The 25,414-nt window shown below is 43.2% G+C and carries 25 protein-coding genes and 1 CRISPR repeat array; of the genes, 10 read left to right on the forward strand and 15 right to left on the reverse strand.

Annotation, left to right across the window (positions count from 1 at the left end; all coding sequences use genetic code 11):
- Positions 1-45: 45 nt before the first annotated feature.
- Both Xenpb_RS00395 and Xenpb_RS00400 read right to left on the reverse strand, forming a co-directional pair.
- Positions 46-447, reverse strand: coding sequence for a VOC family protein (locus Xenpb_RS00395; RefSeq protein WP_187652831.1), 402 nt, complete (start codon positions 445-447; stop codon positions 46-48).
- Positions 448-675: 228 nt separating this feature from the next.
- The gene (locus Xenpb_RS00400; protein ID WP_187652593.1) at positions 676-951 is read right to left on the reverse strand and encodes a hypothetical protein; all 276 of its coding nucleotides are present in this window, start codon (positions 949-951) and stop codon (positions 676-678) included.
- Positions 952-1,136: 185 nt separating this feature from the next.
- A CRISPR array of direct repeats spans positions 1,137-2,135; the repeat unit is 29 nt; unit sequence CGGTTTATCCCCGTACCCACGGGGAACAC.
- 281 nt (positions 2,136-2,416) lie between these two features.
- Between Xenpb_RS00400 and Xenpb_RS00405 the strand changes: the two genes are divergently transcribed.
- The 8 genes from Xenpb_RS00405 (at position 2,417) to gntU (ending at position 9,991) form a co-directional block, all read left to right on the forward strand.
- A complete protein-coding gene (locus Xenpb_RS00405) occupies positions 2,417-2,722 on the forward strand; it encodes a PTS sugar transporter subunit IIB (protein WP_099112511.1) in 306 nt (101 codons plus the stop codon).
- Between the two features lie 24 nt (positions 2,723-2,746).
- Positions 2,747-4,054, forward strand: coding sequence for a PTS sugar transporter subunit IIC (locus Xenpb_RS00410; protein ID WP_187652594.1), 1,308 nt, complete (start codon positions 2,747-2,749; stop codon positions 4,052-4,054).
- 18 nt (positions 4,055-4,072) lie between these two features.
- The gene (locus tag Xenpb_RS00415) at positions 4,073-4,420 is read left to right on the forward strand and encodes a PTS lactose/cellobiose transporter subunit IIA (RefSeq protein ID WP_187652595.1); all 348 of its coding nucleotides are present in this window, start codon (positions 4,073-4,075) and stop codon (positions 4,418-4,420) included.
- Between the two features lie 12 nt (positions 4,421-4,432).
- Positions 4,433-5,740: a 6-phospho-beta-glucosidase gene (locus tag Xenpb_RS00420; protein ID WP_187652596.1), complete on the forward strand. Its 1,308-nt coding sequence runs from the start codon at positions 4,433-4,435 to the stop codon at positions 5,738-5,740.
- A 37-nt stretch (positions 5,741-5,777) separates the two neighbouring features.
- Positions 5,778-6,749: a LacI family DNA-binding transcriptional regulator gene (locus Xenpb_RS00425; RefSeq protein WP_187652597.1), complete on the forward strand. Its 972-nt coding sequence runs from the start codon at positions 5,778-5,780 to the stop codon at positions 6,747-6,749.
- A gap of 161 nt (positions 6,750-6,910) precedes the next feature.
- Positions 6,911-7,906 carry a gluconate operon transcriptional repressor GntR gene (gene gntR, locus Xenpb_RS00430; protein ID WP_187652832.1) on the forward strand — a complete coding sequence of 332 codons (996 nt, stop codon included), beginning with the start codon at positions 6,911-6,913 and terminating at the stop codon, positions 7,904-7,906.
- A 190-nt stretch (positions 7,907-8,096) separates the two neighbouring features.
- Positions 8,097-8,657 carry a gluconokinase gene (gntK, locus tag Xenpb_RS00435; RefSeq protein ID WP_187652598.1) on the forward strand — a complete coding sequence of 187 codons (561 nt, stop codon included), beginning with the start codon at positions 8,097-8,099 and terminating at the stop codon, positions 8,655-8,657.
- Complete coding sequence (gene gntU, locus Xenpb_RS00440) at positions 8,654-9,991, forward strand: gluconate transporter (protein ID WP_187652599.1); 1,338 nt, start codon at positions 8,654-8,656, stop codon at positions 9,989-9,991. Before gntK ends, gntU begins: the two co-directional genes overlap by 4 nt.
- Positions 9,992-10,068: 77 nt before the next feature.
- Here gntU and Xenpb_RS00445 read toward each other — a convergent pair whose 3' ends face one another.
- The 7 genes from Xenpb_RS00445 to Xenpb_RS00475 form a co-directional block, all read right to left on the reverse strand.
- Entirely contained in the window at positions 10,069-10,353 is a 285-nt protein-coding gene (locus Xenpb_RS00445) for a type II toxin-antitoxin system RelE/ParE family toxin (protein WP_187652600.1), read from the reverse strand.
- Positions 10,343-10,594, reverse strand: coding sequence for a type II toxin-antitoxin system Phd/YefM family antitoxin (locus Xenpb_RS00450; RefSeq protein ID WP_187652601.1), 252 nt, complete (start codon positions 10,592-10,594; stop codon positions 10,343-10,345). Before Xenpb_RS00450 ends, Xenpb_RS00445 begins: the two co-directional genes overlap by 11 nt.
- Positions 10,595-10,688: 94 nt before the next feature.
- Complete coding sequence (locus Xenpb_RS00455; RefSeq protein ID WP_187652602.1) at positions 10,689-11,912, reverse strand: SGNH/GDSL hydrolase family protein; 1,224 nt, start codon at positions 11,910-11,912, stop codon at positions 10,689-10,691.
- A complete protein-coding gene (locus Xenpb_RS00460; protein ID WP_187652603.1) occupies positions 11,899-13,035 on the reverse strand; it encodes an SGNH family hydrolase in 1,137 nt (378 codons plus the stop codon). Before Xenpb_RS00460 ends, Xenpb_RS00455 begins: the two co-directional genes overlap by 14 nt.
- Positions 13,022-14,443, reverse strand: a complete 1,422-nt coding sequence (locus Xenpb_RS00465) for an MBOAT family protein (protein ID WP_187652604.1) — start codon at positions 14,441-14,443, stop codon at positions 13,022-13,024. The genes Xenpb_RS00460 and Xenpb_RS00465 overlap by 14 nt, the downstream gene beginning before the upstream one ends.
- A gap of 205 nt (positions 14,444-14,648) precedes the next feature.
- Positions 14,649-15,422: a protein bax gene (locus tag Xenpb_RS00470; RefSeq protein WP_187652605.1), complete on the reverse strand. Its 774-nt coding sequence runs from the start codon at positions 15,420-15,422 to the stop codon at positions 14,649-14,651.
- A gap of 523 nt (positions 15,423-15,945) precedes the next feature.
- Positions 15,946-16,275 carry a DUF3761 domain-containing protein gene (locus Xenpb_RS00475; protein ID WP_255522976.1) on the reverse strand — a complete coding sequence of 110 codons (330 nt, stop codon included), beginning with the start codon at positions 16,273-16,275 and terminating at the stop codon, positions 15,946-15,948.
- 425 nt (positions 16,276-16,700) lie between these two features.
- Here Xenpb_RS00475 and Xenpb_RS00480 point away from each other — a divergent pair, with 425 nt between their 5' ends.
- Entirely contained in the window at positions 16,701-17,450 is a 750-nt protein-coding gene (locus Xenpb_RS00480) for an SDR family oxidoreductase (protein WP_368666790.1), read from the forward strand.
- A gap of 129 nt (positions 17,451-17,579) precedes the next feature.
- Here the strand turns inward: Xenpb_RS00480 and Xenpb_RS00485 are convergent, their stop codons facing one another.
- Complete coding sequence (locus Xenpb_RS00485) at positions 17,580-17,930, reverse strand: SymE family type I addiction module toxin (protein ID WP_187652607.1); 351 nt, start codon at positions 17,928-17,930, stop codon at positions 17,580-17,582.
- Positions 17,931-18,663: 733 nt separating this feature from the next.
- On the opposite strand from Xenpb_RS00485, the gene Xenpb_RS00490 reads away from it, so the two are divergent.
- A complete protein-coding gene (locus Xenpb_RS00490) occupies positions 18,664-19,275 on the forward strand; it encodes a tyrosine-type DNA invertase (protein WP_187652608.1) in 612 nt (203 codons plus the stop codon).
- 442 nt (positions 19,276-19,717) lie between these two features.
- Here the strand turns inward: Xenpb_RS00490 and Xenpb_RS00495 are convergent, their stop codons facing one another.
- The 5 genes from Xenpb_RS00495 to Xenpb_RS00515 form a co-directional block, all read right to left on the reverse strand.
- Positions 19,718-19,993: a helix-turn-helix domain-containing protein gene (locus tag Xenpb_RS00495; RefSeq protein WP_099112492.1), complete on the reverse strand. Its 276-nt coding sequence runs from the start codon at positions 19,991-19,993 to the stop codon at positions 19,718-19,720.
- Positions 19,994-20,011: 18 nt separating this feature from the next.
- Complete coding sequence (locus Xenpb_RS00500; protein ID WP_187652609.1) at positions 20,012-20,848, reverse strand: pilus assembly protein; 837 nt, start codon at positions 20,846-20,848, stop codon at positions 20,012-20,014.
- Between the two features lie 65 nt (positions 20,849-20,913).
- Positions 20,914-21,477, reverse strand: a complete 564-nt coding sequence (locus tag Xenpb_RS00505; RefSeq protein WP_187652610.1) for a fimbrial protein — start codon at positions 21,475-21,477, stop codon at positions 20,914-20,916.
- Between the two features lie 132 nt (positions 21,478-21,609).
- A complete protein-coding gene (locus Xenpb_RS00510; RefSeq protein ID WP_187652611.1) occupies positions 21,610-22,368 on the reverse strand; it encodes a fimbria/pilus periplasmic chaperone in 759 nt (252 codons plus the stop codon).
- A 132-nt stretch (positions 22,369-22,500) separates the two neighbouring features.
- The gene (locus tag Xenpb_RS00515; protein ID WP_222942829.1) at positions 22,501-25,191 is read right to left on the reverse strand and encodes an outer membrane usher protein; all 2,691 of its coding nucleotides are present in this window, start codon (positions 25,189-25,191) and stop codon (positions 22,501-22,503) included.
- Positions 25,192-25,414 lie beyond the last annotated feature (223 nt).

Raw genomic sequence — 25,414 nt, forward strand, 5'->3', positions numbered from 1 at the left:
TTTCACGGTGAAATAAAATAATAACCGTGCTCCGTTAATGAATTGTTATTGATCTTCTTTGTTTCCGATATATTGACTGAAACGAAGTAAATAACCATCTGGATCTTGAACAAGAAACTCTCTCTGACAGACTTGCGTATCGCCTATATAGTAATAGTTATCTTTCAGTGGGCGAAAAAGCGTGATTCCGTTAGTTTCCAGACTTATCAAAATTGGTGTGATATCGTCGACTTCAATTTGCAAATTAATACCACGCCCTAAAGGCTTGCTGAGTTCTCCCGTATTCCAGCCACTGTTATGAAATGCCTCCAGCATTAATTGTGCCTTGTCTAAGCCTAAATAAACAAAATCGGGATCTTCTCGCTGAATTAATATTTCGAAGCCCAATATTCTCTGATAGAAATCAAGTGAAACAGGAAAATCAGTCACAGTCAGTTCTGGTACCATGCGATTCCAGTATATTGTTTCTGTTGTGGTGTTAGTGCTCAAAGGGTTTTCCTATGTTAAAAATAGCGTTCTAATTAAAAAGGTAGTTAAATATTTTGAGTTAATGACTGATTTTGATAGGTTACCTCATATTCTATCGTTCTGGCACTAGGATTTTTTACTATGTGGAATATTGATCACAGAATCGTATATGGACAGATAATGATGAGAATCCTATAGTTAGACTATTTAGGTTTCGGTGTCTCTATTTATAGTCATGGTCACTTGTAATAAGCCCTGAATGTTTTTATCTGATAGGGTTTTTTCTTTATAAGCTAAAGCTTGCTCTAGTTTTCTAATTTTTTGTGGGTATTTTTTTATTATTGAAAATAATGCGTCTTCTAGCCATCGATTCAGAGTATTCCTAGAAATCCCTTCTGATTCAGCCAGGGAAGAAATGCTGATGTTCAGTAATAGCATTTTTTCCTGAATAGTGCGTTTTTGTTTACTTGAATAGCGTTTCATTGTTAACCTCGTATGAAAAAATTTTCTAGTTACTCTAATGTTAGCTGGTATTTTTGATGATTCAAATTTTTAAAATTAAAAAAAATAAAAAAACAACATCCAAAAAATATTTCCTAGTAGAGACAAATATGAGAACTATTAATTATTTATCTCTATATAGTGTATGGGTTTGTTATTTAACATCAGTATTTATCCCCGTATTTACGGGGAACGAAAAAATAATAAAAATGAAAATAACAACGGTTTATCCCCGTACCCACGGGGAACACCTAAAAAAGTATAGGTGCTATTATTGGCAATGCGGTTTATCCCCGTACCCACGGGGAACACACATCATTAATTAATAAAAAATAAACCCCGGTCGGTTTATCCCCGTACCTACGGGGAACACTTCACATTTGTAATTAATACATGCTCCACGCTCGGTTTATCCCCGTACCTACGGGGAACACAGGGGCTATGGTTTCCGGCATCAGTTCCGCCACGGTTTATCCCCGTACCTACGGGGAACACAGTAAATTCTTCGCTTAATCTTATTTCTTCTACGGTTTATCCCCGTACCTACGGGGAACACGACGGTAATCCGCCCAGTTCCTGCTGTGTTTTCGGTTTATCCCCGTACCCACGGGGAACACTTAATCGGATCGTCAATGATACCTAAATCGACCGGTTTATCCCCGTACCCACGAGGAACACGCATCTCCATCACGACTCAGTTCCTCCATTGCCGGTTTATCCCCGTACCCACGAGGAACACTTTGGTACAATTAGCAGCATCAGACAGATTGACGGTTTATCCCCGTACCCACGGGGAACACGTCAGTTGGCAAGAAGCGCGTGATGCCTTTGCAGGTTTATCCCCGTACCCACGGGGAACACTCATCTAGCTTTTTGTTAAATTCTTTTCCTGCCGGTTTATCCCCGTACCCACGGGGAACACCACCAAATTTTCAGCCAGATTTTCCAGTCTGGCGGTTTATCCCCGTACCCACGGGGAACACAGGTAAAGACAGACAAGACCTCAGAGAACGTGCGGTTTATCCCCGTACCCACGGGGAACACTCAGATTGAGTTTTCACAGTCGGTCTATCGGACGGTTTATCCCCGTACCCACGGGGAACACAGGGGTGAGCGGTCAGCCAATGGCATTAACGTCGGTTTATCCCCGTACCCACGGGGAACACCCCTAATTATGCCCATATGTTTTATAAGTATTTTTTAGAGTGGAAAAATTCTACCACTTTTTCAGCCTATAAATCAGTCCAATTCTCCCTTATCTTTTTTCCTTATTTACCATTTGTAATGCAGCTCGCATTTTATCCACACTCTTAATGGTTTCTTATCAAATTATGAGACTTTTATCGCAGTAATCGCAAAATAACCTGTTAGCCTTAACTTAAATGAGAGCGCTCTCATTACCAATGTGGGCAAATAATAACGAGATAATAATAAAGAGAACAAGATCATGAAAACCATTCTATTGTGTTGTGCAGCGGGGATGTCTACCAGCATGTTGGTGCAGCGTATGCAGTCGGAAGCTGAAAAACGGCAGTTGGATGTGGCTATCAAGGCCGTGCCAGCGCTGGAGCTGGAAGCGTGCATTCATGAAGCCGATGTGATTTTACTTGGGCCGCAAATTCGGTATGAGCTTGCCCGTTTTACTGCACTGGCTGAGCCAGCCGGTAAACCCATCAGTTTGATTGATATGTTGGACTATGGCGCGCTTCGGGGTGATAAGGTGTTGGATCATGCCTTAAGCCTGCTGGAATAAACTTTCATCAAATGGAGCGGCTCCATGAATATTTATGCTTCAATGACACGCATTGTAGAAAGCCATATCGCGCCCATTGCAGGCAAAATCGGTAGCCAGCGGCATATTATTGCGATACGTGATGGTTTTATCTCAGCAATGCCTTTCCTGATTATCGGCAGTATTATGTTGATTGTGGCAAATCCGCCTTTTGATGCGCAAACTTCATCTTCTTTTGGTCAGGCTTGGTTAGCGTTCGCCAAAACCCATTGGGCAACCATTACAATGCCTTTCTTTATGACAATGGGATTGATGAGTATTTTTGTCTCCATTGGCACGGCCTATAGTCTGGCAAAGTCTTATGGGTTGGATGGATTGACTTCTGCTTTGCTGTCTTTGATGGCGTTTTTGTTGGCAGCGGCGCCACAGGTTGAAAATAAAATGCCGCTCGATTTTCTGGGCGGGGCAGGGGTATTCACTGCGCTGATCTGTGCAATTTGGTCGGTAGAGTTGATTCGATTACTTAAGAAATACAATATCACCATCCGTATGCCTTCTCAGGTTCCACCTGCCATTGCCCGATCTTTTGAACTGTTGTATCCCGTTATTGGTATTCTGTTGACGGTTTATCCCATCAGTTTGTTGTTGCAAAGTGAGTTTGATCTGTTGTTGCCCGCGGCAGTCATGCAGGTATTCCAGCCACTGATTGCTGTCGGGGATACGTTGCCCGCGGTGATGTTGTTAGTGTTGGTTGCTAATTTGCTATGGTTCGCGGGCATTCATGGCGACAATATTGTCACCGGGCTGCTTAATCCGATCTTTATGACCAATATTGCTGCTAATGCCGCGTTGATGACTCAGGGAATGGCAACCACGCAGATTTTAACCGCGCCTTATTGGTCTTTTTATGTCTGTATCGGCGGTTCAGGTTCAACTTTGGTATTGGCGTTTCTTTATCTGCGCAGCCGCTCAATTCATCTGAAAACTATTGGCAAACTGAGCGTTGTGCCAGCCATGTTCAATATTAATGAGCCGCTGCTATTTGGTTCTCCGGTTGTGATGAATCCCACTTTATTGATCCCACTGCTGATTGTGCCGCTGGTGAATGCGGTGCTGGCCTATGGCGCACTGCAACTGGATTTAGTGCAAAAGATGATTGCCATTGCTCCGTGGACTGCGCCAGCCCCGATTGGTGCGCTGATTTCTGCTGCCTGGGATTATCGCGCGATTGTGCTGGTCGGGGTGTTGATGGTGATCGATTTGCTGATTTGGTATCCCTTCTTCAAGGTGTATGAAAAACAGCTTTTGGCACAAGAGCAGCAAGCAAAAGATTTAGCTGAGGCAACACCATAACTTCAGGAGGAGCGACGCGTGTCTATTGATTTGGAACAGCAGGATTTTGAGCAGCAAATTATCGGGTTATTGGTTCATGCAGGCAGTGCACGCAGTAGTGCATTAATGGCGTTGCAGCAGGCGAAGGAAGGCAACTTTCAACAAGCCGAGGTGTTGATGAAGGAGTCCCGGCAGGAGACTCGCGCAGCTCATCTTATCCAGACAAAACTGATTGGACTGGATGAAGGGTGCGGAAAATTACCCATCAATTTGATCACGGTTCATGCTCAGGATCATTTGATGAACGCGATGGTGATTCAAGATCTTGCTGACAACATGATCGATCTTTATCAGCGCTTGCCAGTTCCCGATCGTCAGACGGTATAAAAAGAGGTTTATATGAAACCGATCAAAATTGCAGTGATTGGCGGTGGCAGTAGTTACACACCAGAATTGGTGGAAGGGATTATTCAACGCAGGCAAATGATCCCACTGTTTGAACTGGCATTGGTGGATGTGGAAGCAGGACGGCAGAAGGTGGAGATCATTGCAGGATTGACACGCCGTATGCTGGATCGGCATGGTTTGCAGCACGTTGCAGTGAGTGTGCATTATTCGCTGGATGAGGCGATCAGCGGGGCCAGTTTTGTTCTCACTCAACTGCGGGTTGGTCAGCTTTCTGCCCGTGCTGCTGATGAGCGTCTGGGGTTGAAATATGGCCTGCTTGGGCAAGAAACAACGGGTGTTGGTGGATTTGCCAAGGCATTGCGCACCATTCCTGTTTTGTTGGAGATTGCACGTAAAGTCGAACATCTTGCACCGGATGCGTGGATCATCAATTTTACCAATCCGGCGGGAATAGTGACAGAAGCGGTGTCCCGCTATAGCAGAGCCAGGATCATCGGGTTGTGTAATGTGCCGATCTCCATGCACCATATGATCGCCAATATGTTGCAGCATCCTTATCAGGATGTGCAGTTGCGTTTCGCAGGCCTTAACCATATGGTCTGGGTGCATCAGGTATTGGTGAAGGGGAAAGATGAAACAGAGCGGGTACTGGAGTTGCTGTGTAGCGGTGCAGAATTGACGATGAACAATATCAGGGAAGAACCTTGGCCGCCGGAGTTTTTACGGGCGTTGGGGGCGATCCCGTGTCCTTATCACCGTTATTTTTATCAGACTGGCAAAATGTTGCAGGAAGAGAAGGAAGCGGCAGCCAGCAAGGGCACACGGGCGGAGCAAGTCATGCAGGTAGAGCGGGAGTTATTCGGGTTATATGCTGATCCAACGCTGGATCACAAACCGGAGCAATTAAGTTTCCGCGGGGGATCTTTCTATTCTGAAGTTGCATTGGAATTGATCTCTGCAATCCACAATAATCTCGGGACACAGTTGGTTGTGAATACGATGAATCGTGGTGCCATTAATGGCCTGCCGGATGATGCGGTGATTGAAACCAACTGTGTTGTTGATGCCCAAGGAGCACACCCTCTGGTATTTGGTCAGTTGCCGGATAGTATGCTGGCGCTGACACAGCAAGTAAAAACCTTTGAGCGTTTGGCGATTGAAGCCGCGGTTCATGGCGATCGCAAAGCCGCTCTGTTGGCGTTGGTGACGCATCCATTGATTGCAGATGTTGCATTGGATTCGTCATTATTGAATGAAGTATTGGATATCAATCGCATGTATTTGCCACAGTTCCAATAGAACAGGCATTAATTCATTGGGATCACAAGGAAAAAGCATGGTAACACTGGAAGATGTGGCCGCTTACTCAGGCGTTTCCCGCGCCACGGTATCACGGGTTGTCAATGGTGATAAAAATGTGAGGGCGACAACGCGCGCCAAAGTAGAAAATGCCATTGTGGCGTTGGGTTACAGTCCCAATCTGGCAGCGCGTGAATTGGCATCCAGTCAGAGTAATACGTTGGGGTTAGTGACCACTTCCTATCGTGGCGGCTTTTTCGGCGCTTTGATGGATAGCATCCAGACGGAAGCCGAATTACACGGTAAGCAGCTTTTGGTTACGCAGGGAAGAAATAGTGCAGAGAATGAATGGCAGGCCATCACCTATCTGCATAGCCTGCGTTGTAATGGATTAATCCTGCATGTACGTGCTATCAGCGATGATAAATTGCGGCGGCTTGCACACGGCGGACATGCGTTTGTGTTGTTGGATCGGTTGGTATCCGGATTGGAGCAGCGCTGTGTTGCCTTTGATCATCATAGGGCCGGTTACCTTGCAACCCAAACGTTACTTGAATACGGGCATACCCGCATAGCTTGTGTCAGTGGCCCTTTGATGCGTTATCCAAGCCTACAGCGTCGTCAGGGGTTTTTGGATGCTATACAGGACGCAGGATTACAACCGATCGCGTGTCTGGAAGGAGAGTATGATTTGCAAAGTGGTTATCGGCAAATCCGCGCGATTTTGGCAACATCACGGCCTGATGCTCTGTTTTTCTGTAGTGAAGAAATGGCCCTTGGCGGATTGTTGGCGATTACGGAGCAAGGTTTGAGTGTTCCTGAGGATATTTCCATCATTTGTTATGACAGCGGTGAACGGGCGGCATTTATTCACCCTGCGTTAACCAGTGTCCATTTTCCTATCACTGATATGGCGCGTTTTGCCACGCGCCTATTGCTTGAACCTGACACGCAACATCCCATATTTTCGCCTCAGATTATTTATCGGGATTCACTCAAGCGCATGTAAAGCATCACAGTTTGAGAAGCCATTGATAAATGAGTGAGAGTGCACCAGCATTTTTCGCTAAAAAGCGTATTGTAATGGTATATAAATGTGTTAAAACCGCGAACTATTCATCTGTACCTATCCATCTGTACGTATCAATAACTGATTGCATTACATTGAAAATGAAGAAAAAACGCCCAGTTTTACAAGATGTTGCAGACCTCGTTGGGGTCACCAAAATGACGGTTAGCCGCTTTTTACGTAATCCGGATCAGGTTTCTGAAGCATTGGGAAAACGAATCGCCAAAGCAGTGGATCAACTGGGTTACATTCCCAATCGTGTGCCGGATATCCTTTCCAATTCCACCAGCCGTGCGATAGGCGTTTTGCTTCCTTCATTGACTAATCAAGTTTTTGCCGAAGTTATCCGTGGGATCGAGCATGTGACAGACCGCAATGGATATCAGGCCATGCTTGCCCACTATGGGTACTCTGCCCAGAAAGAAGAAGAGCGTTTACTTTCCCTGCTTTCTTATAATATTGATGGCCTGATTCTGGCAGAACGCACGCATACTCCCAAGACGTTGAAAGTGCTGCAAACAGCGGGTATTCCCGTGGTGGAATTAATGGACAGCGTATCGCCTTGCCTTGATATTGCGGTGGGAATCGACAATTTTGAAGCGGCGAGTCAGATGACGCTGGCAATGCTTGAACGTGGTTGCCAGAACGTGGTTTACCTCGGTGCCCGGCAGGATGAGCGGACGCTGATCCGTTTGCAGGGGTTTGAAGCGGCGATGCGAAGTGCAGGGCTTCAGCCAAGAAAAGTCATGACGCCAGTCAGTTCATCCTATTCTTTGGGGGCGGAGCTTTTGCAGGAAACCTGCCAGAAATACCCTGAAGTTGATGGTTTGTTTTGTACGAATGATGATATTGCTATTGGGGCGATTTTCGAGTGCCAGCGTCAGGGAATCAAAGTACCGGAAGAAATTGCTGTAGCCGGTTTTCATGGTCATGATATTGGTCAGGTAATGACACCAAAACTTGCCAGTGTCCTGACTCCCCGTGATTTGATGGGACGCAAGGCGGCAGAAGCCCTGCTCGTTCGTTTGAAGGGGAAGCAGCCGGAACAAACGCTGATTGATGTTGGATTTACGCTTTCATTGGGTGAAAGTGTTTAATTTTTGTAGCTTAAGACGTTGTTTTTCCATCTTCAATTGCGATAAGCCTCACATTTTCCTTTTTTGACGATCCTGATTGATTGCTCCCCATCCTGAGCTACTGTTAATGTTATCGGTAATAGTTACCGGTAACATTTTGCAGGTAAGTCACAGAGATCCAGGCAGTAAGATCTGCATAAAGGAGTTTGATATGAGCGATACCCAACAGCGAAACCATGTTTTTGTCTTGATGGGGGTATCCGGCAGCGGTAAGTCTGCGGTTGCCAACGGTATTGCCCGTGAACTGGGTGCTGCGTTTCTGGATGGGGATTTTCTTCACCCTCGCGCCAATATTATGAAAATGGCACAAGGCCATGCCCTGAATGATGATGATCGTCAGCCGTGGTTGAAGGCACTCAACGACGCTATTTTTGCTATGCAGCGTACTAATCATGTCTCCTTGCTTGTGTGCTCTGCCTTGAAAAAAAGCTATCGGGATATGCTGCGTGATGGCAACAAAAATCTGTCATTCCTCTATATGAAAGGGGATTTTGATTTAATCGAAAGCCGCCTGAAAGCACGCAAAGGACATTTCTTCAAGCCACAAATGTTAATTTCACAATTTGAAACCCTGGAAGAGCCGACCAGAGATGAGACAGATGTCCATCATATTGATATCAAACCTGCTCTTGATGACGTGATCAAAAACACCATGCAATCTATCGAGCGCACAATAAAAACTACTGACCGTATTAGCAAGGGACATTCATGAGTACATTAACTCTGGTCATGACGGCCGTCGGCTCTGTTCTTCTATTATTATTTCTGGTGATGAAAGCCAGAATGCACGCTTTTATTGCCCTGATGCTGGTTTCAATGGGAGCGGGAATTTTTTCCGGGATGCCATTGGAAAAAATCACCCAGACCATGCAAAACGGCATGGCGGGCACGTTGGGGTTCCTCGCTGTTGTTGTGGCATTGGGCGCGATGTTTGGCAAGATCCTGCATGAAACAGGAGCGCTCGACCAGATAGCGGTAAAACTGCTAGGTAGTTTTGGTGAAAAGCGGGCAAATTACGCATTGGGTATTGCCGGGCTTATCTGTGCATTGCCGCTGTTTTTTGATGTGGCGGTCGTTCTGTTGATTGGTGTGGTGTTTGCTGTTGCCCGTCGTACTAATGGTAATGTGGTGAGACTGGCGCTTCCTCTGTTTGCTGGTGTAGCCGCCGCTGCTGCGTTTTTGGTGCCGGGCCCAACGCCTATGCTGCTGGCTTCCCAAATGGGAGCAGATTTTGGTTGGATGATCCTGATTGGCCTGAGCGCTGCGATCCCCGGTATGTTACTGGCTGGCCCGATATACGGTAATTTTATCAGCAAATATGTCACACTGGATTTACCCAAAGATCTGAGCACGCCGAGCATTGGCAAAAGCCAAATGCCTTCCTTTGGTTTCAGTCTGGCGCTGGTGTTGTTCCCTCTGATATTGGTGGGTTTGAAAACCATCGGTGCGCGTTTTGTTGATCAGCAATCTACGCTATACCAATGGCTGGAATTCATAGGGCATCCTTTTACCGCTATTTTGATTGCCTGTTTGGTGGCGATTTATGGTCTGGCAATTCGTCGGGGCATGAGTAAAGACAAAGTGATGGATGTCTGTTCCGCTGCGATTCAACCTGCGGGGATTATCTTGCTGGTGACAGGTGCGGGTGGTGTGTTCAAACAAATTCTGGTGGATTCCGGCGTTGGGCCTGCATTGGGGAATGCGTTGATTGGTGCGGGTCTGCCAATCGCGTTAGCGTGTTTTATTCTGGCGGGTGCGGTGCGTGTGATCCAGGGTTCGGCCACTGTGGCGTGTTTGACTACAGTAGGATTAGTGATGCCAGTGATTGGTGAATTGGGGTATTCCGGTGCACAAATGGCGGCGTTGTCAGTATGTATTGCTGGTGGTTCTTTGATTTTTAGCCATGTGAATGATTCCGGCTTCTGGCTATTCGGTAAATTTACCGGCGCGACAGAATCTCAGACCTTGAAAACGTGGACGATGATGGAAACTATTCTCGGCACAACCGGCGCAGTTGTTGGCATGATCTATTTCGTCATGCTGTAATGCGTTGACGTTTTTTTTAGCTATTTCTGACGGCACCTTATGATGGATTAAGGTGCCGTTTTTACTCTGTTCCAGTGTTATCCGCGTTTGTCAGCCGCTAAATAAACCTCATTCCCTGTTCGTTTACCAATAGCAATCACTAATAAAACAATCACGTTGTCATTGACTTCGTATACTAATCGATAGCCAGAAGAACGTAATTTGATTTTGTAGCGATTGCTGCGACCACTCAATCTGGCCGCAGGAACATGGGGATTTTCTAAACGTTCGGCCAATTTCTTTTTGAACTGTTCACGAATGGGATGCCCCAGTTTTCCCCATTCTTTTAGCGCCCGTTTTTCAAATTTGAGACTATAAGTCATCGAGATTGACGCTTACGAATTCAGGGGCTTTCATGCGTTCGTCTGCAATATGATTTAATTCGGCATCTTCCGCAAGTTCCAGATAATACGCGTAAAGCTCCGGAGGAACACAATAGAATGCAGGTTCATTGCGGTTTAGGATGGCAACAGCACCACCTTCACCATCAGCCACTGTTCCCATTGGATTGCGTTTCAAATCGGTAATACTGGCTGCTGTTGTTGTCAGAATTTGATATGACATATAGCTCTCCTTGTTGAAATTTTATTCAGTATAGCACCTTTAAAAGTATCGTTTAAAGACTCTTTCGACTTGTACGTAAACCATAGGGAACGTTTTATCTTTCAACCAAACCAATAAACTGCTTATAAAGCGCCTCAGCGCTGCGTTCATAACCGGCAGCGGAAAGGTGAACATAATCAGGGCGTGCAAGATTTTGCTGTTCCCAGCCTATAATCGAACATGGCCCGCCCATATATTCCCGCCAATCCCAGAACAGGGTGTGCTGTTTTTTGGCAACGGCTTGCTGAACTTGAATAACGCCGTTGAGTAGCGCAGGTTGCTGTTCACTACAGCTTGCCGCAGTTTTATTTTTCAATGAATCATTTGGTCCAATCAGCAGGATAACGGCCTGCGGTATTGTTTTGCGGATCTCTTTGATTTTGGATGTCAGCTCGTTCTGATAAGCAACCAGATCCAGAGAATCATTAAAGGCTTCATTGGTGCCGTAAGAGAGAAGTACCAAATCCGGCTTCATTTGAGCCAATGTATTGATCCATTGAGGTTGCCATCTATCCAACATATTAATGGTGGCACCATTAATGCCTAATGCCGATAACATGATGCCGGGGCTTTGGCGTTTTATCAGCCAGCCGCCGATTTTCAATTGTGTATCCTGCGGGTAGAGCGAGATTGGAAACGTGACGCTCTTTTCTGGTGAGAAACGCCATTCGCTGTTTGTTGCAGGTAAATCCCATGCTCGCATTGAAGCAAGTTTGGCCTTGATTTGAGCCGCTTCATGAGATTGATAGAGGGCGCTTATCCAATATTGATCACGTCTGGCAGGGGATAAATCTAGCCGTATTGTGCTGTTGGGACTTTCCGGGATGGCGATAAACCCACCCAGTGGATAATCTGCCCGATTATCCTTACGGCTGCTTGAAAGCCACCAGCCCGTTTTATCCTCAGTAAATTTTACTATGGCGTTACGCTGTCCGGGAATGCTCATTGGAGGAACAAAACCCGGTCCGGCATCGCCATAGCGATTCTGTAATAAATTGCGCAGCTTGCCCGTAAAAAAGTCGGCGGCAGTGTGTGAGTCTCCCAATTGTACAAAATGAAGTTGGCGAGTATCGCTGTAACGCAGTTTATTCGCCAGTCGTGTGAAATTGGGATCACCAAAATCCGTCAGTTGTTGTTGGCGGTACGTCTGCGTGATTTGGTTTTCCGGTGAGGGCTTGGGTTTTTTATCGTGGCATGATGACAGGCTCGTAGCGAGCGCAATAACCAGCCCTGCCCCCATTATCCGATAAAACCCACGGAATATTCTAAATGGTTGCATCTTCTTTAACTGGCTCCTGACTAAATGTAATCAATGAAAATAGATAGTTAGAGATGGTTTGTTGCCCATTCAAACTGAAATGAATACCATCGCCACTCCGAAGTTTTATCGTACTGCTGCCATCACCAATATAATCTGAATAATTATCTGACTTATATTTGAACATATCATTAGCGGCAATATAGATTTCCCCCATTTTCGTTACCTCAGTCTGATACAATTTATTAAGGTAAATCATGCTGTTGGAGAGTTTTTTCTGGCGCATATTAGGTGGGCCAACCCAGATGATATTTACCTGATGCTGGCGGGCATCATGCAAGATAGCTTCAATTCGTTGACGATAAAGGTTTTCCCAATCTTCACTGGCGAATTTCAAATAAGGGCCTCCACGTTTTGTTGGCATATCCCAAGGGTCATTAGGGCCTAAAAACATGACGACCAATTTAATATCAGGGTTATCCCTCAGGGCATTGCTAATGGTTTTCGGCCAGTCAAAGAACCCGGGATAAGATAATCCGGTACTTTGCTTGCTCAAGTTAATGCTGGAAATACCATATTCCTGATAAAGACGACGTTTCAAATGCGGAGCAACGCCCTGCATCATTGAATCACCGGCAAAGAGCACCTTATCTTTTACGCCGAGATTAACGTGAGTCTTCTGGACAATTTCAATGACAGGGTTTTGTCCCCGGCTATTTTGGAGCCAGGGTGTCTGAACGAGTTTAATATCCTTTTGCAGTAATGCCGGAAATGCGAAAGAGAGATTCTCGATAGGATGTACATAACCTTCAAGAAAGCGCAGGCCGACTTGAAAATCGGGAGGAAATACGGCTCGGGTGCCGTCACTATTCATGGCTTGTGTGTGATTATCTTGATATTTACCTGCTGCATATGCCATGAATGTCTCACTAGCAGCAAGTGAGCCTTGCTGAATATTATTACCTAAATCCCACAATGGCTCACCCTTGAGAGATGCCCAAGGGCTATTGCGGTGATATTTCTGCTGCCAGAAGTTTTCCAACGAACTTTGATTCAGCCAGATGAGCAACAGACTGGTTACGGAAACGACACAAATCACTTGTCCGACTTTTTTAAGATTAGATATAAATTCAGAAATTGGCATAGATAAATCCTGGCATTCCAGAAGGTGACAATATAAATACCAAAGTAAGGATCAAGGCTAAGGGAATCGGATAATAAACCCAGGAAATCAGGTTATGATTTTTTTCAATTTTATTTCTGAGATTCACCAACCACGGATAGATAATAAAGAATCCCCAAAAAGCCATTAATAGCGTGCTGCTGGATAACAGTGCTGTGAAGATATCCCCGGAGAACAATTGATTTAACACAGCTAACGCATCATTAAACGTTGGGCTACGGAAAAAGACCCACGCAAAGCAGACAAAATGGAATGTCACCACGCGGGATAAAAATAATGAAATCGGATTCCTTGCTTGTAATTCGTTATTTTTTTTCGCCGTGGGGAACAGGGCATTTTTAATATTTTGCAGAATTAATCCTAAGCCATGAATCGCTCCCCAGAGAATAAAACTGAGACCGGCACCGTGCCATAGACCCGAAATCACCATGGCTGTGAACATATTCAGATTCTTGTGGAATGTGCCTTTTTTGTTACCACCCAGTGGAATGTAGACATAATCACGGATGAACGTTGACAGGCTGATATGCCAGCGTCGCCAAAACACCTGTAAATTCTCGGCAAGATAAGGGGCATCGAAATTGCGTGGGACGTTGAAACCTAATAGCAGGGCGATACCAGTGACAAGATCGGTATAACCGGAAAAGTTAAAATAGATATTCCAGGCGTAAGCATAAATTGCCACGAGAATTTGCCCGGCATGATAGCTGGTTGGATCTTCAAAAACGGAATTAACAAAGTTCTCAGAGAGCGTTGCACTGAGTAAAAAGAGTTTTGCGATAGCGAGTGCGATCAATAGCAGTGCTCTTAAAGGCTCCAGCATCACTCTGGATACTGCCTGAATTTGTGGCAGAAAATCTTTGGCCCGATTAATTGGCCCGGCGACGATACTGGGAAAAAAGCAAAGATACAAAATGACATCGGGCAGTGGAGCGGGAGGCAGTTCCTTCTTGCATACGGATACAACATAACTGACCGAATGGAAAGCATAGAATGACAGCCCTAATGGCATCAGTAATTCCAGTACAGGCAGATCTACGGTAATGCCAATATTGGCTAATGATTGCTGAATAGCTTCTTGGAAGAAAGAGTAATATTTGAAGGCAATAAAACAGCCGAGAATACCGAATGTCAGCAGAGTGAATATGACTTTGTTGGATAAATAACGACTGAGAATATTCGCCAAGAGATAAATAAATAGGGTATAGGTGAATAAAATGTAGGCGAAGTTTGCTGAAAAAGAGAATACAAATAAATAACTAACTAAAATTAATAAGCCATTCTGTAGCTTGGGGGCCTTCTGCAAAAGCCAATAGACAACAAGCAGAATAACAAACGATCCAAGAAACTCAAAAGAAAAAAAATTCATATTAGGCTCTGGCTAACCATTTATCGTTGGGAGAAGGTATATAATTGTGGGGCACATTATAGTATGGAATTTATCTATGTTTACAATAGGTAATATAGGAGAGGCTGATAAAAAAAGAATCCACTTTGCAATTAATACAAAATGGATTATTGAGAGATTATTGTACTGGCTATTCCCTGGCCTTTTTGTTTATTTATCCGTATGATTATTGGATAGAGAATTCCTGTACCTGTGAAATCAACTGCTTATTGACATTAAATACCTGATGCAGATAGCGATTGTAGCCAGCACCCAGTTCGGAATAACCATTAAGGTTATCGATAAGTTTGCTGGTATTCAGTGGCTTCTGCGCTGTCCTTTGGTTTGCACGCGAAGAACGCAGTGACTCATAGGCACGGTGCGTGTTCAGGTTTTTCATATAGGCAACGACAGAATCATCAATGGTATGGTAAACAGAATAACCTTTGACTTTTCCTTTCGTTTTACCACAAGAGCTACAGCGCATACCAAACAAGTTATTGTTTTTCTGGGCAAGCTCTGACGTTCCCCAGCCGGATTCCGCTGCTGCCTGAGTGGCGACAAAATGGGTCGGTATAATATCAACCCGGCTGAGTAGTTGATTCCAACTGACCTGTCTTGGTGAGTTGCAGGTCATTTTGTAATCCATGCAGATCTTTTTTAATCGATTGATATCCTGTACAGACCAGTTACGTGTTTTCTGATATGACAGGAGCCATTTACGATCCTGCATAATCTTTTGATTATGCTTGTCAATTACAGGGACAACAACATTTAAAAACGCTTTCTTCCGGGGTGTACCTGAAGGGTATTTTCGCAAATCAGGCAAGTTTGTCTGAATGCCATTGTGAGAATACTCTTCCTTTTTTGAGGTACTGGTCGAGGCATAGCTCAGACCGGTAAAGACTAATGAGATAAAGAAAGCGAAGACCGCAGTTGTCCTCATCGTTCGAGAGGGCATTTGCTTCTCCTCGTTTTATTACTCTGGATAAAAAACAAACGAATATTAGCAGAGCAAACAATATCTGGCTACTGTTATTCGTCATTCATAAGTTTCGTTTCTGTAACGAATATTAGCACCCTACTGACAAATATCTATATTTTTTACGTTGTATGGTAAATAAGTGTAATGATTATTATGATTTTATCTGGTGGATAGTATTGGTTATTTAATGTTTATCTATAATTATGGGTGAGTTCTTATACCTATCCGGTATTAAGTTGTATTTCTTTTAATGACTTTGATCTTGATGCGGATAAACCAATTACTTATTCGCTGAAATCAAGTGAAATACCCAATTTTATATCTGAATAATAGCGTCATATTATAAATGGTTCGTTACTCCGCTTTTATGACTAAAAATGGAGTAAATGAGAATATCTAAAACATACCATTATATCTGGTTAAAAAACGCGATGATTATCAGAAAAGAATTAGGGAGCTTCGGCTCCCTAATTGTGCATGATGGAAAATCAACGAAATATTACAGCCACTTAGAAACTCCGCCGTGACGAGAGCATGCTCCTTTACGAGATTTACTCTTGCTATAAGTTCCGTCTTTACAAAGAGCCGTATTGGCACCTTTTTTCACAGATTTATTTTTCTTCTTAGCAGCTTTTTGGCTTTTTGCTTTTTTGGTGACTTTCTTTTCTGGTGAGTTAACTTTATTTTTAGCTGCTTTCACATTATGTTCTACTGCCGTTGCTGTTTTTGACGCAGTTTCGGCTGAGGTTGATACCGCAGGCGCTGCAAGTGCGGCACTTGAAAACAACACCAGTAATGCTGCAACTGATAACTTCAAGCTTTTCATCATATATGTCCTCTGATTAGAGTCCTTACAACCCGAAATATACTCTTGCAGTTTGGAGTATAGTTTTGAATGTTATGATTGCAAATTTGACATAGGGAATATTTATATTTTTATATACGGGCGGTTTATGTTTTCTTTTAAGAACAAATAATTATATATGTGTGATATTAGGTTTATATGTTTATTTTTAATTAGTTAATCTCTTTTATAGGTAATTAATGTATTTAGTCTGCAAGGTTTTTGACTGGTAATTTACCTATTTGAAAAATATAAACAAAACAAATTAATATTAAAACTGCCTGATGAATACGGAATCAAATGCCTATCCCATCGTTTGAACGTCAGGTTGGTACGACTCAATTAGTATACATTCAAGGTTTTGATGTGAAAAAATAACACGAAAAATGGGGAGAATGGCGGTGAATGGCATTGAGCAAAAGGTGACGATCATTACAGGAGGATCCCGTGGTATTGGTAAAGCCACGGCATGTTGTCTGGCAAAACTAGGGCACCATATCTGCGTTGGCTATCGTAGCCGTGAAGATGAAGCCTATGAGGTCGTGGAGATGATCCGTTCCCTGGGGCAGTCAGCAATTGCGGTTCAGGTGGATATAGCGGATGAAAAACAAGTGGTGGCCTTGTTCCAGCGGACAGAAAAAGAGCTAGGTTATATTTCTGGATTAGTGAACAATGCCGGAATTTTAAAACCTCAGGCCACCATCGAACAGTTGACGGCAGAACGGCTAAGTGAAATCTTCGCAATTAATGTCACAGGGGCTTTTCTCTGTGCCCGTGAAGCGGTCAAGAGAATGGCTTTTCGTCATGGTGGGAAAGGCGGGGTGATTGTTAATGTTTCATCCGCTGCTGCCAGACTGGGTTCTCCTCATGAATATGTTGATTATGCAGCATCGAAAGGTGCCGTTGATACGATGACAATTGGCTTGGCGCAAGAAGTGGCTGCACAAGGGATTAGGGTAAATGCCGTGCGTCCTGGGTTCATTTATACCGAAATACATGCAGATGGTGGAGAACCTGAAAGGGTTGATCGAATCAAAGATTCTTTGCCCATGAAACGGGGTGGGCGGCCGGAAGAAATTGCTCAGGCCATTGCGTGGCTGCTGTCTGATGAATCATCGTATGTTACAGGCAATTTCATTGACTTAGCAGGTGGCAAATAGGCTGATGGAATTTGAAATGAGGTTCTGGGTAAGATGGCCTGAAATATTCGTGTAGAAATATTAAAAGCCGGAATTCTTCTTAATATTTCCGGCTAATTGATAGAAGGTAATTTTTTAATGACAATGGTTTTAAGCCAGCATTTCCATCAACTTAGGTTTAAGAATAATTTTGCCGGGTTCCATCTCAATATTAATGGGTTGTTCTACTAAGTTACTGATTGTCAGCCAATCTCCTGCAATATAAAGTTCACCATTTTCGCGGATATTGTCGATCCCTTCATATGGATTAGTTTCCACTTCGTTGATCAAACTCGCCAGATCTGCATTGGGATCAATAAGAGAGATGATGATTCCATTGGAAAATTGGGAGATATGAAATAACTCATTCGCGGTAAATCCAGCATCGCTGAGTGCACTGCCATTCAGGATTAATTCTGGGATATCAATGTCAGTATGGCGAAATGAAACATGAAGGCTCATTTGTACGTTCCTTGTGTTATTGGGATATATTACGATACTTTATCAGCACTTCGCCCGCACTGCACCGCGAATTCATACGTGTTTTCATTTGTATCGCATTCTTGATTAATGATTGATATCTACCCTAGCGTTTAGTTGACTAATATGCTATCGACAATGTTGCTCTTTGCGAAGCGACTCGCAAAAAATCACTGGATATTTATCCATTTTCAAATGTTTTGTTAGAATTCAACCACACAATCATTCTGATGTGATTGTCATATTTATGAAATAAATTTTTCATATCATTGTCATTTGCGATTTTTCTCCCGTTACATTTTTTACATGTTAATATGAATGAAGGCCATGAATGAAGGCCGGAAACAGGAGGTTATCTCTTCAAATTGTGGTCTGAAAATAAATAGTGGTCTGGAAATAAATAGTGGTCTGTAAATAAATAGCGGTATCAGGTGGGATGTTTTTTTAATGTATTAGCTTAGCCTTTATTGAGATAGTTCCTGAGTGGCTGATAATAAAAAAGATAAATTGTCTTTATGAAATGTTTGTTATAGATAACGATTTTATATTTGTTTGTTATGGAAGAGAAAATGAAACTGGATTTATATAAAAATAACCATATGGTTTACTATGTATTTTTAATACCTGCATTCATGATTGTGTTTTATCGAGTTATATATAATGGTTTTTTATTTTTTAGGTCAATGATTCCTTCTACCACAGTGAGTAATACATTATGCTAAAACGTAAATATTTAACTCAATCCGAAATTGAGCAATTGCTGGCTGAATTAGAAAAAGGGGCAAATGCAGAGCGTAATATCTGTATGCTTTTTATGGGGTTTCTCCATGGCTTTCGCGTTTCTGAATTGCTTGGGCTACGTATGTCTGACGTGGACCTGCGTGACCGGAGTTTGAGTGTTAATCGCTTGAAAAATGGTTTTTCCACAATCCATCCCATGGTCTCACGTGAAATTCAATTGTTACGTAAATGGATGAATATACGTAAGAAATATGAAAAATTCGGCAAGAGTGAATGGCTGTTTATCTCCCGCACTGGCGAGCCTTTATCGCGGCAGCAGTTCTATAAAATCATCAGGAACACAAGTATCAAGGCAGAAATTGCGATTTGCGCGAATCCGCACATGTTGCGTCATTCGTGTGGTTATGCGTTAGCGGATAACGGAGTCGATACTCGATTGATTCAAGACTATTTAGGTCATCGTAATATTCGCCATACCGTCAGGTATACCGCGAGTAATGCGGGTCGCTTTGATGGAATTTGGAGGCAGAGAGGGAAGAGAAAAAGGGTTACATTTAGTACCAAACTGTTAACTCATACAGACTAAACCATGAAAGCCAATTTATCTTATATATTATATCTTTAATATCATACAAAATGGTTTTTCATACTTTCGATAGCGAAATTTTCATACAGGGTGAGTTTTTTAGATAATATTATAGGAGGGAGCTATAGAATTTTTTGTAATTTTATGGAAGTTCAACGTCAAGAATTAACGTTCTTCATCATAGAGTTGAAAAATATTTTTCATGTCTTAAAAATGATCGTGAGTTTAAAAGAGAAGAAGCCATTGAAGTTAACAGTTTGGTACTAAATGTTAACCATTTGGCAGTTTCTTGCCTTATATTTTCCGATGAATATTTAAACAATCACTACCTGCCAAAGACGTAGTTGAAGGATGATAATGAAAAAAGCCATTCCTGTTCAGGAATGGCTTAGTTTTTTGAAGCCTTAATCTTTTTCTATTTATTAACAATATAAACCTTGCCTTATAATCCCAATATTGTTTCCGCTACACAGGCATATTGATTATTCATATTCACTTTAGGGGGAGTAAAACAATCTTCCAAAAACCAGTCTGCTGGCGTTTCCAGAGCAATAGCAATAGCGACCAGATGCTCCAGACTGATTTTATTGGTTCCTCGCTCATAACGTGACAATTGCTGATGACTAACTCCAATTTTGTCTGCCAGCTCTGCTGCTGTCACTCCAATTTCTTTCCTTTTCATTTGGATTCTTTTTCCTACCAGCATACTGACGTGCATGATATCTTTGCTCTCAATTTATAAATAAGTTAAATAAACGACTGCGGTGCCTTCATATTTACCGGCTTTTGGTGGGGTGATTGTGTGCAGTGTTGATTTTAGTGTGAAAGGCGACCTTTCATGATTTTTTCTGGCAGTGACCCTGACCCCATTTTCTGCGTCTTGGTCATTAATTTGCAATGTCGCATACATTTGTCTATTGGAATCAAAATAAACTTTAGACTCACCATCAATTGATTTAGCGTGCAATTGTATTTTGCTGCTAGGCAGAGCACATTGAAGGTAACCATTAATTGTTCGGCTGGCATTATTCACTTCTGAAGCAATTAATTCTCCGTATGCAATTTCAGAAGGTAGATAAATTTCACAAAATTGACGCGGAGGCGGCATTTTATTGCAAGTGGAATTCGGGAATTTTTCAGCATGGCCATATCCAGGGGATGTCTGCCTCACATAAAACAAACCTACACATTCTGAATCTGCGGTCATAATGTCGAATGTAACCCGATTAGGAATTCCAAATGTCTTTTTATAAGCCCGCATAACGTCTGCCGTTGTCGGGTATTTTTGTGCATCTGTCAGGCATACTCCGGCAATGTCGCAAGAACCGTACATACCCGGCTGATTATTCTTATATTGCACATCAGGGCCAACAAGACATCTTCCCCATTGATAACAAGGATTCGGGATCCCCTCTTCCTCTGTCCATTCAATAATTTCCATGGTTGTGGTAGCTTGATCACCCTTTGGTACCGTATTCACCGGCATCACATAAGCCCCACCATAGGCCTGTGTGGCGCTTAATAAAAACAGCAAGGCCGCTAGTTTCAACAACGATTTTTTAATATGGCGCATAGCTTATTTTCCAAATAGCATCTGATTCTGACTAAAGATCGTGGATGAAAAACCAGTCAGCATGACTAGTCGTAGTTAACTTCAAAAGCCGCGATTGCAGTAAATCGACCAATACCAATCTTTTTCTCCTGAAGAGCGCTAGGTTCGGCTTGTATATATGCCCGGAATGGGATCACATTATTTCTGCTATCAGCTAATAACGGGAATTCACTGGTTTTATTAAATGGTATCGGTGTACCATCGGTTGTTTCCATTCCAATAGCTACTCCCCCCTTACCAGCGGTAGATCTAATCGCTAATAATCCCGGCAATTCTTTGCTGGATTCTCCTGCGAACTTAATTTTTAGGCGTTTTGTGACACGAGGATCACAATTCTCCAGACGAAGATTAAACCGTTGGTTTTCTGTACGATGTTTCTGATAAAGATCCCTGTTAGAAATAGTTCCGAAATTTACTTCTATATTTTGATCTTCTGTCTTAATCGAACAAGTCGGAGCAAGTACAGTGAACGTAATTTTGACATCTTGACGCAGGTTATCTTGTGCATACGCAATTGGCTGGCTGTTAATGCCCAAAAGAAACAACCCTGTCAGTACATATTTGGATAATTTGATGCTTAACGGACTCATTATTATTACCCTACATTTATCCAATTATTTATCGAAAGAAACTCATCTCGTTCCGGCTAGTTCTGTATTAATGCCCACCAATGTCGTCGCTATTTACTATTGATGGGACATCACCTATGCAACTTAATTTAATCAGCTTCCTTCAGTGACGATTTTTTTCACCGTACAGGTATTGCCACTACAATTAAATGTTAACTGTGGATGACCACCATAATCATTGACATAGGTCAGTATCGGCGTATTCCCCAATGAACTGATTGTTCCACCCAGTTTTTCGCTGCTTCTGGGCGCTAACATAACAGGCTGAAAACCCTCTACACTCTTACCATCCAATTTGTTCGATGCTTCTGAAATAGTGACGTAATAAGGTGTTGGGTTATTCACTAGATACTGATTTCCTTCACGGGTTAGAGTGAGTTTTTCCTGCCACGGGTTATCAATATCAATACGACGTGCGATGACAGCTTCAGGACGGTAGAACAATTTGATGCGCGTCTGTACAGCTAGCTGCAATACATTAGGCTTCTCACTGCGTGGTGGAATTTCGCGAACATTGAAATAGAACAAGCTCTCTCTATCTTGTGGCAGTTGAGCGATTGTCGGCAATGTTTGAATCTTAACCTGACTCTTTGATCCCGCTTCAATACGCTGTACAGGCGGAACAACGATAAGTGGGCCATTGATCTTATTTCCCTTTTCATCTTCAATCCATGACTGTGCCAAATAAGGCAAATCAAGATGTTGATTTTCGACGTTAAGGCTAACGGACTTCACATCCCCATTAAAAATGACTCGGGTACGATCCAACGTTATTGCTGCCATTGCCTGATGAACTGACATCAAACCAATCAGTGTCATGGCAGTTATCATTAGCATTTTTTTCAGTTTCATAGTGTTATTTGCTCATGCTCAAAAGAAGCTCAGGTTTATACTGCTGTGCTAACCAAAGGCAGCACTTCCCGCGTCAAAAAAGCAATATAATACGCTATTTAAGACAGATTTTACGGACCGTTTCATTACATTTTACTTATCCTCGCCTTTTAAAAACTGACAAGGCAACAAAATTGCAGACAAAGATTCTGCGGCAATATCATCTGGTACGGTAATCTCACACTGGGCACGCCCATTCCAATGTACTGTCAATTTTTCACCCTGATTAATTCCGCTCAGGTAAGCGTATCCATCATCACTGACAATGCCGATTTCACGCTGAGCGGCATTCAAGACAGAGGCACCAAACGGTGGGAATGAACCGTCAGGCTGCTGGATAATCGTCATCGCTTTAATCCCAGACACAACCTGGAATTTGCGATAACCAATCGCACCTTCTGTCAATGTTGCCTGCTGGACAGAGCGCAGTGCCTCTACATCATCTGGCAAGTTATCTAAGTCAATATTTGCCGTATTACGGTAATAGTTGTTCACATCAACCAGCACTGCTTTACCAAAATAGTTGGTATAAACGGCCGAACCGAATCCTCGGATAGGTACATTGCTGATACCTTCTGCATCTACCATCAGACGTGTTGCACCCGGCATGTTAATACGGTGCAGTGCGGCCCCATTTGCGGTTACAGTCACGCCACCTTGTAGGCCAAGTGCAGCCGTGGTATTGCCGCCATCCTGATAACTGGCGCTGGCAGTCAACAGTGCCTTGTCACCATAGTGAGTGTAATAACCATCCGCTAATGCCCTGCCGCTCATATTGGTACCCGCCGAAATACGGTAGTTATTGCGATCATCAATGCGGCCATAGTAGCCAACCATATGAGAGTTGCCTTGACGGTTAAGCATTCCGCTATAACTGAAAGTGCCACTATCTCCCCACGGAACGGAAAGATTCAGGTACATGCCGTCATCTTTTTTATTGTCAAAATTGTTGCGGTAGGCTGATAGGCTGACACTGATATTTTTATAACGTCCAATATCTACGTATTTGGATAAGGAGACGTTATAACGATCATTTGTTGGCCGATTCCAGTAGGTTTGATGGCTATAGTTAAGGTGAGCACTCAAACCGATATCTATAAATTGTTTATTGAAAATGATGGTATACAGCTCTTTGCCACTATCAGAAGAAACATTCCGATAGCGACGATCAATATACTGCCCCATATTCATGAAATTACGTTCAGAGAAACGATATCCGGCAAATGTCACTTGGCTGTTGTATTGATCAAAACGTTTCGAATAACTGAGACGATAAGAGCCACCTGCCAGCGTTTTATGCTCTCCCGGTAATCTTGCCCTTGATTCTGTTACGTCAAAAGACAGCGCACCAAACATCATCAAGTCACGGCCGACCCCCAATGACAAGGCGTTATAGTCTCCCGCCGCCAAAAGACCGCCATACAGTGACCAACCGTTATTAATTCCCCAAGAGAATTCCCCCAAACCAAACGCTGGCCCTTCACGACGGTGCTTATCATTAGTCGATTGACCACCAACTAATTTGTACTGCACACGTCCGGGACGTGTCAGGTAGGGAATAGTTGCTGTGTTGACCTGAAATTGCTGGATGCTGCCGTCCTGCTCTTCAACTCTGACATCCAGCGTTCCTGACACAGCATCACGCAGATCCTGAATACGGAATGGGCCAGAAGCGACCTGAGTTTCATATAATACTCTTCCCAGTTGGCTAATCGTCACCTTGGCATTAGTCCGCGCCACACCTGTGACTTCAGGCGCATATCCGCGCAAATTCGGTGGCAGCATATTTTCATCTGTCACCAAACTGACACCGGTATAGCGGAAGCTATCGAAAATGTTGGAATTGAGATAATCCTCACCCAATGTTAATTTCGCTTCCAAACGAGGGAGTGCACGATACGCGTAATAACGGCTCCAGTCCCACTCACGCTCTCTTCCCGTAGAATTATTCCGGCCAGAGCTATTCCTACCCAAGTTATTTGATTTATCATCCTCGGTTTTAAAACGATTATATCTGGCCTGCCAATCAGCGCGAAAACGCCACGCGCCGGCATTCATACCCGCGGTTCCGATAGCGCTTACCTGTTGGTTACTGCTACCGTGGTTAGGTTTGGATGTTTGTGCATTAAGGTTATAGTCAAATAGCAATCCGGGGATTCCATTATCCCAACGGGAAGGTGGATCCCAGTCCTGCAAGTCATATTCCAAATAGATTTTAGGGATGATTAAATACAGCGTGTAAGTGGCTAAATCACCCCTGGCCGATACGCCCGGCAAGGTATTGAGGTCGAGACATTTCCCCTCATTCTGCCAACCCAATTTTTCTACCCACTCCGGTTTCAGTGCGATTTGTTTCACTAATTCGGGGGATATACAGGCTTCACTGCCTTTCGGATCATCAGGTGGTGCAATAAAATTGACAGAATACATCTCCGGAAATTCATTTTTATTCACCCGGACACCCATTATATAGTTACCCGGCATGATATAACCTGCGCGTGCGAACTTATCCAAATCAATATTGGCACGTTCACCGATATCCAGCGCATCGGTATTGAATTCAATTGCTGGCTTAGAATAACCTGCCTGAATACCCGATACTGCAAACAGTATCAGAGCAGAAAGCGGTTTGATTCCGTAGAGTAAATGGCCTGTTTTTATTTTATTAACTATCTTCTTTTTATTAACCAATCTGTTTTTATTAAAGGTGTTTTTTCTATTACTGTTCGTTTTTTTATTAAAAGATGAAGAAACATGATTCATAGAAACTGAAAACAAAGCCATAGCATCCTCTAAACAATGAATCGTTAATAATCCAATTTGAATCTAGCCGCTGTTTGATACTGCCAAGTCTGTCAGTGTGTAGGCGTTCTCACCAACTACATGGCATCATTAAAATTCATCGTTCTAAATTGAGGAATATGACCAATACTGAGGTTGCAGAGGTAGCCACATGTCCTGCTTGTATCCGTAATAGTTACGTTCTCTGTTTATGCTTTACTGGCTT

The organism is Xenorhabdus sp. PB62.4, from assembly GCF_014467285.1.
GTDB lineage: Bacteria > Pseudomonadota > Gammaproteobacteria > Enterobacterales > Enterobacteriaceae > Xenorhabdus.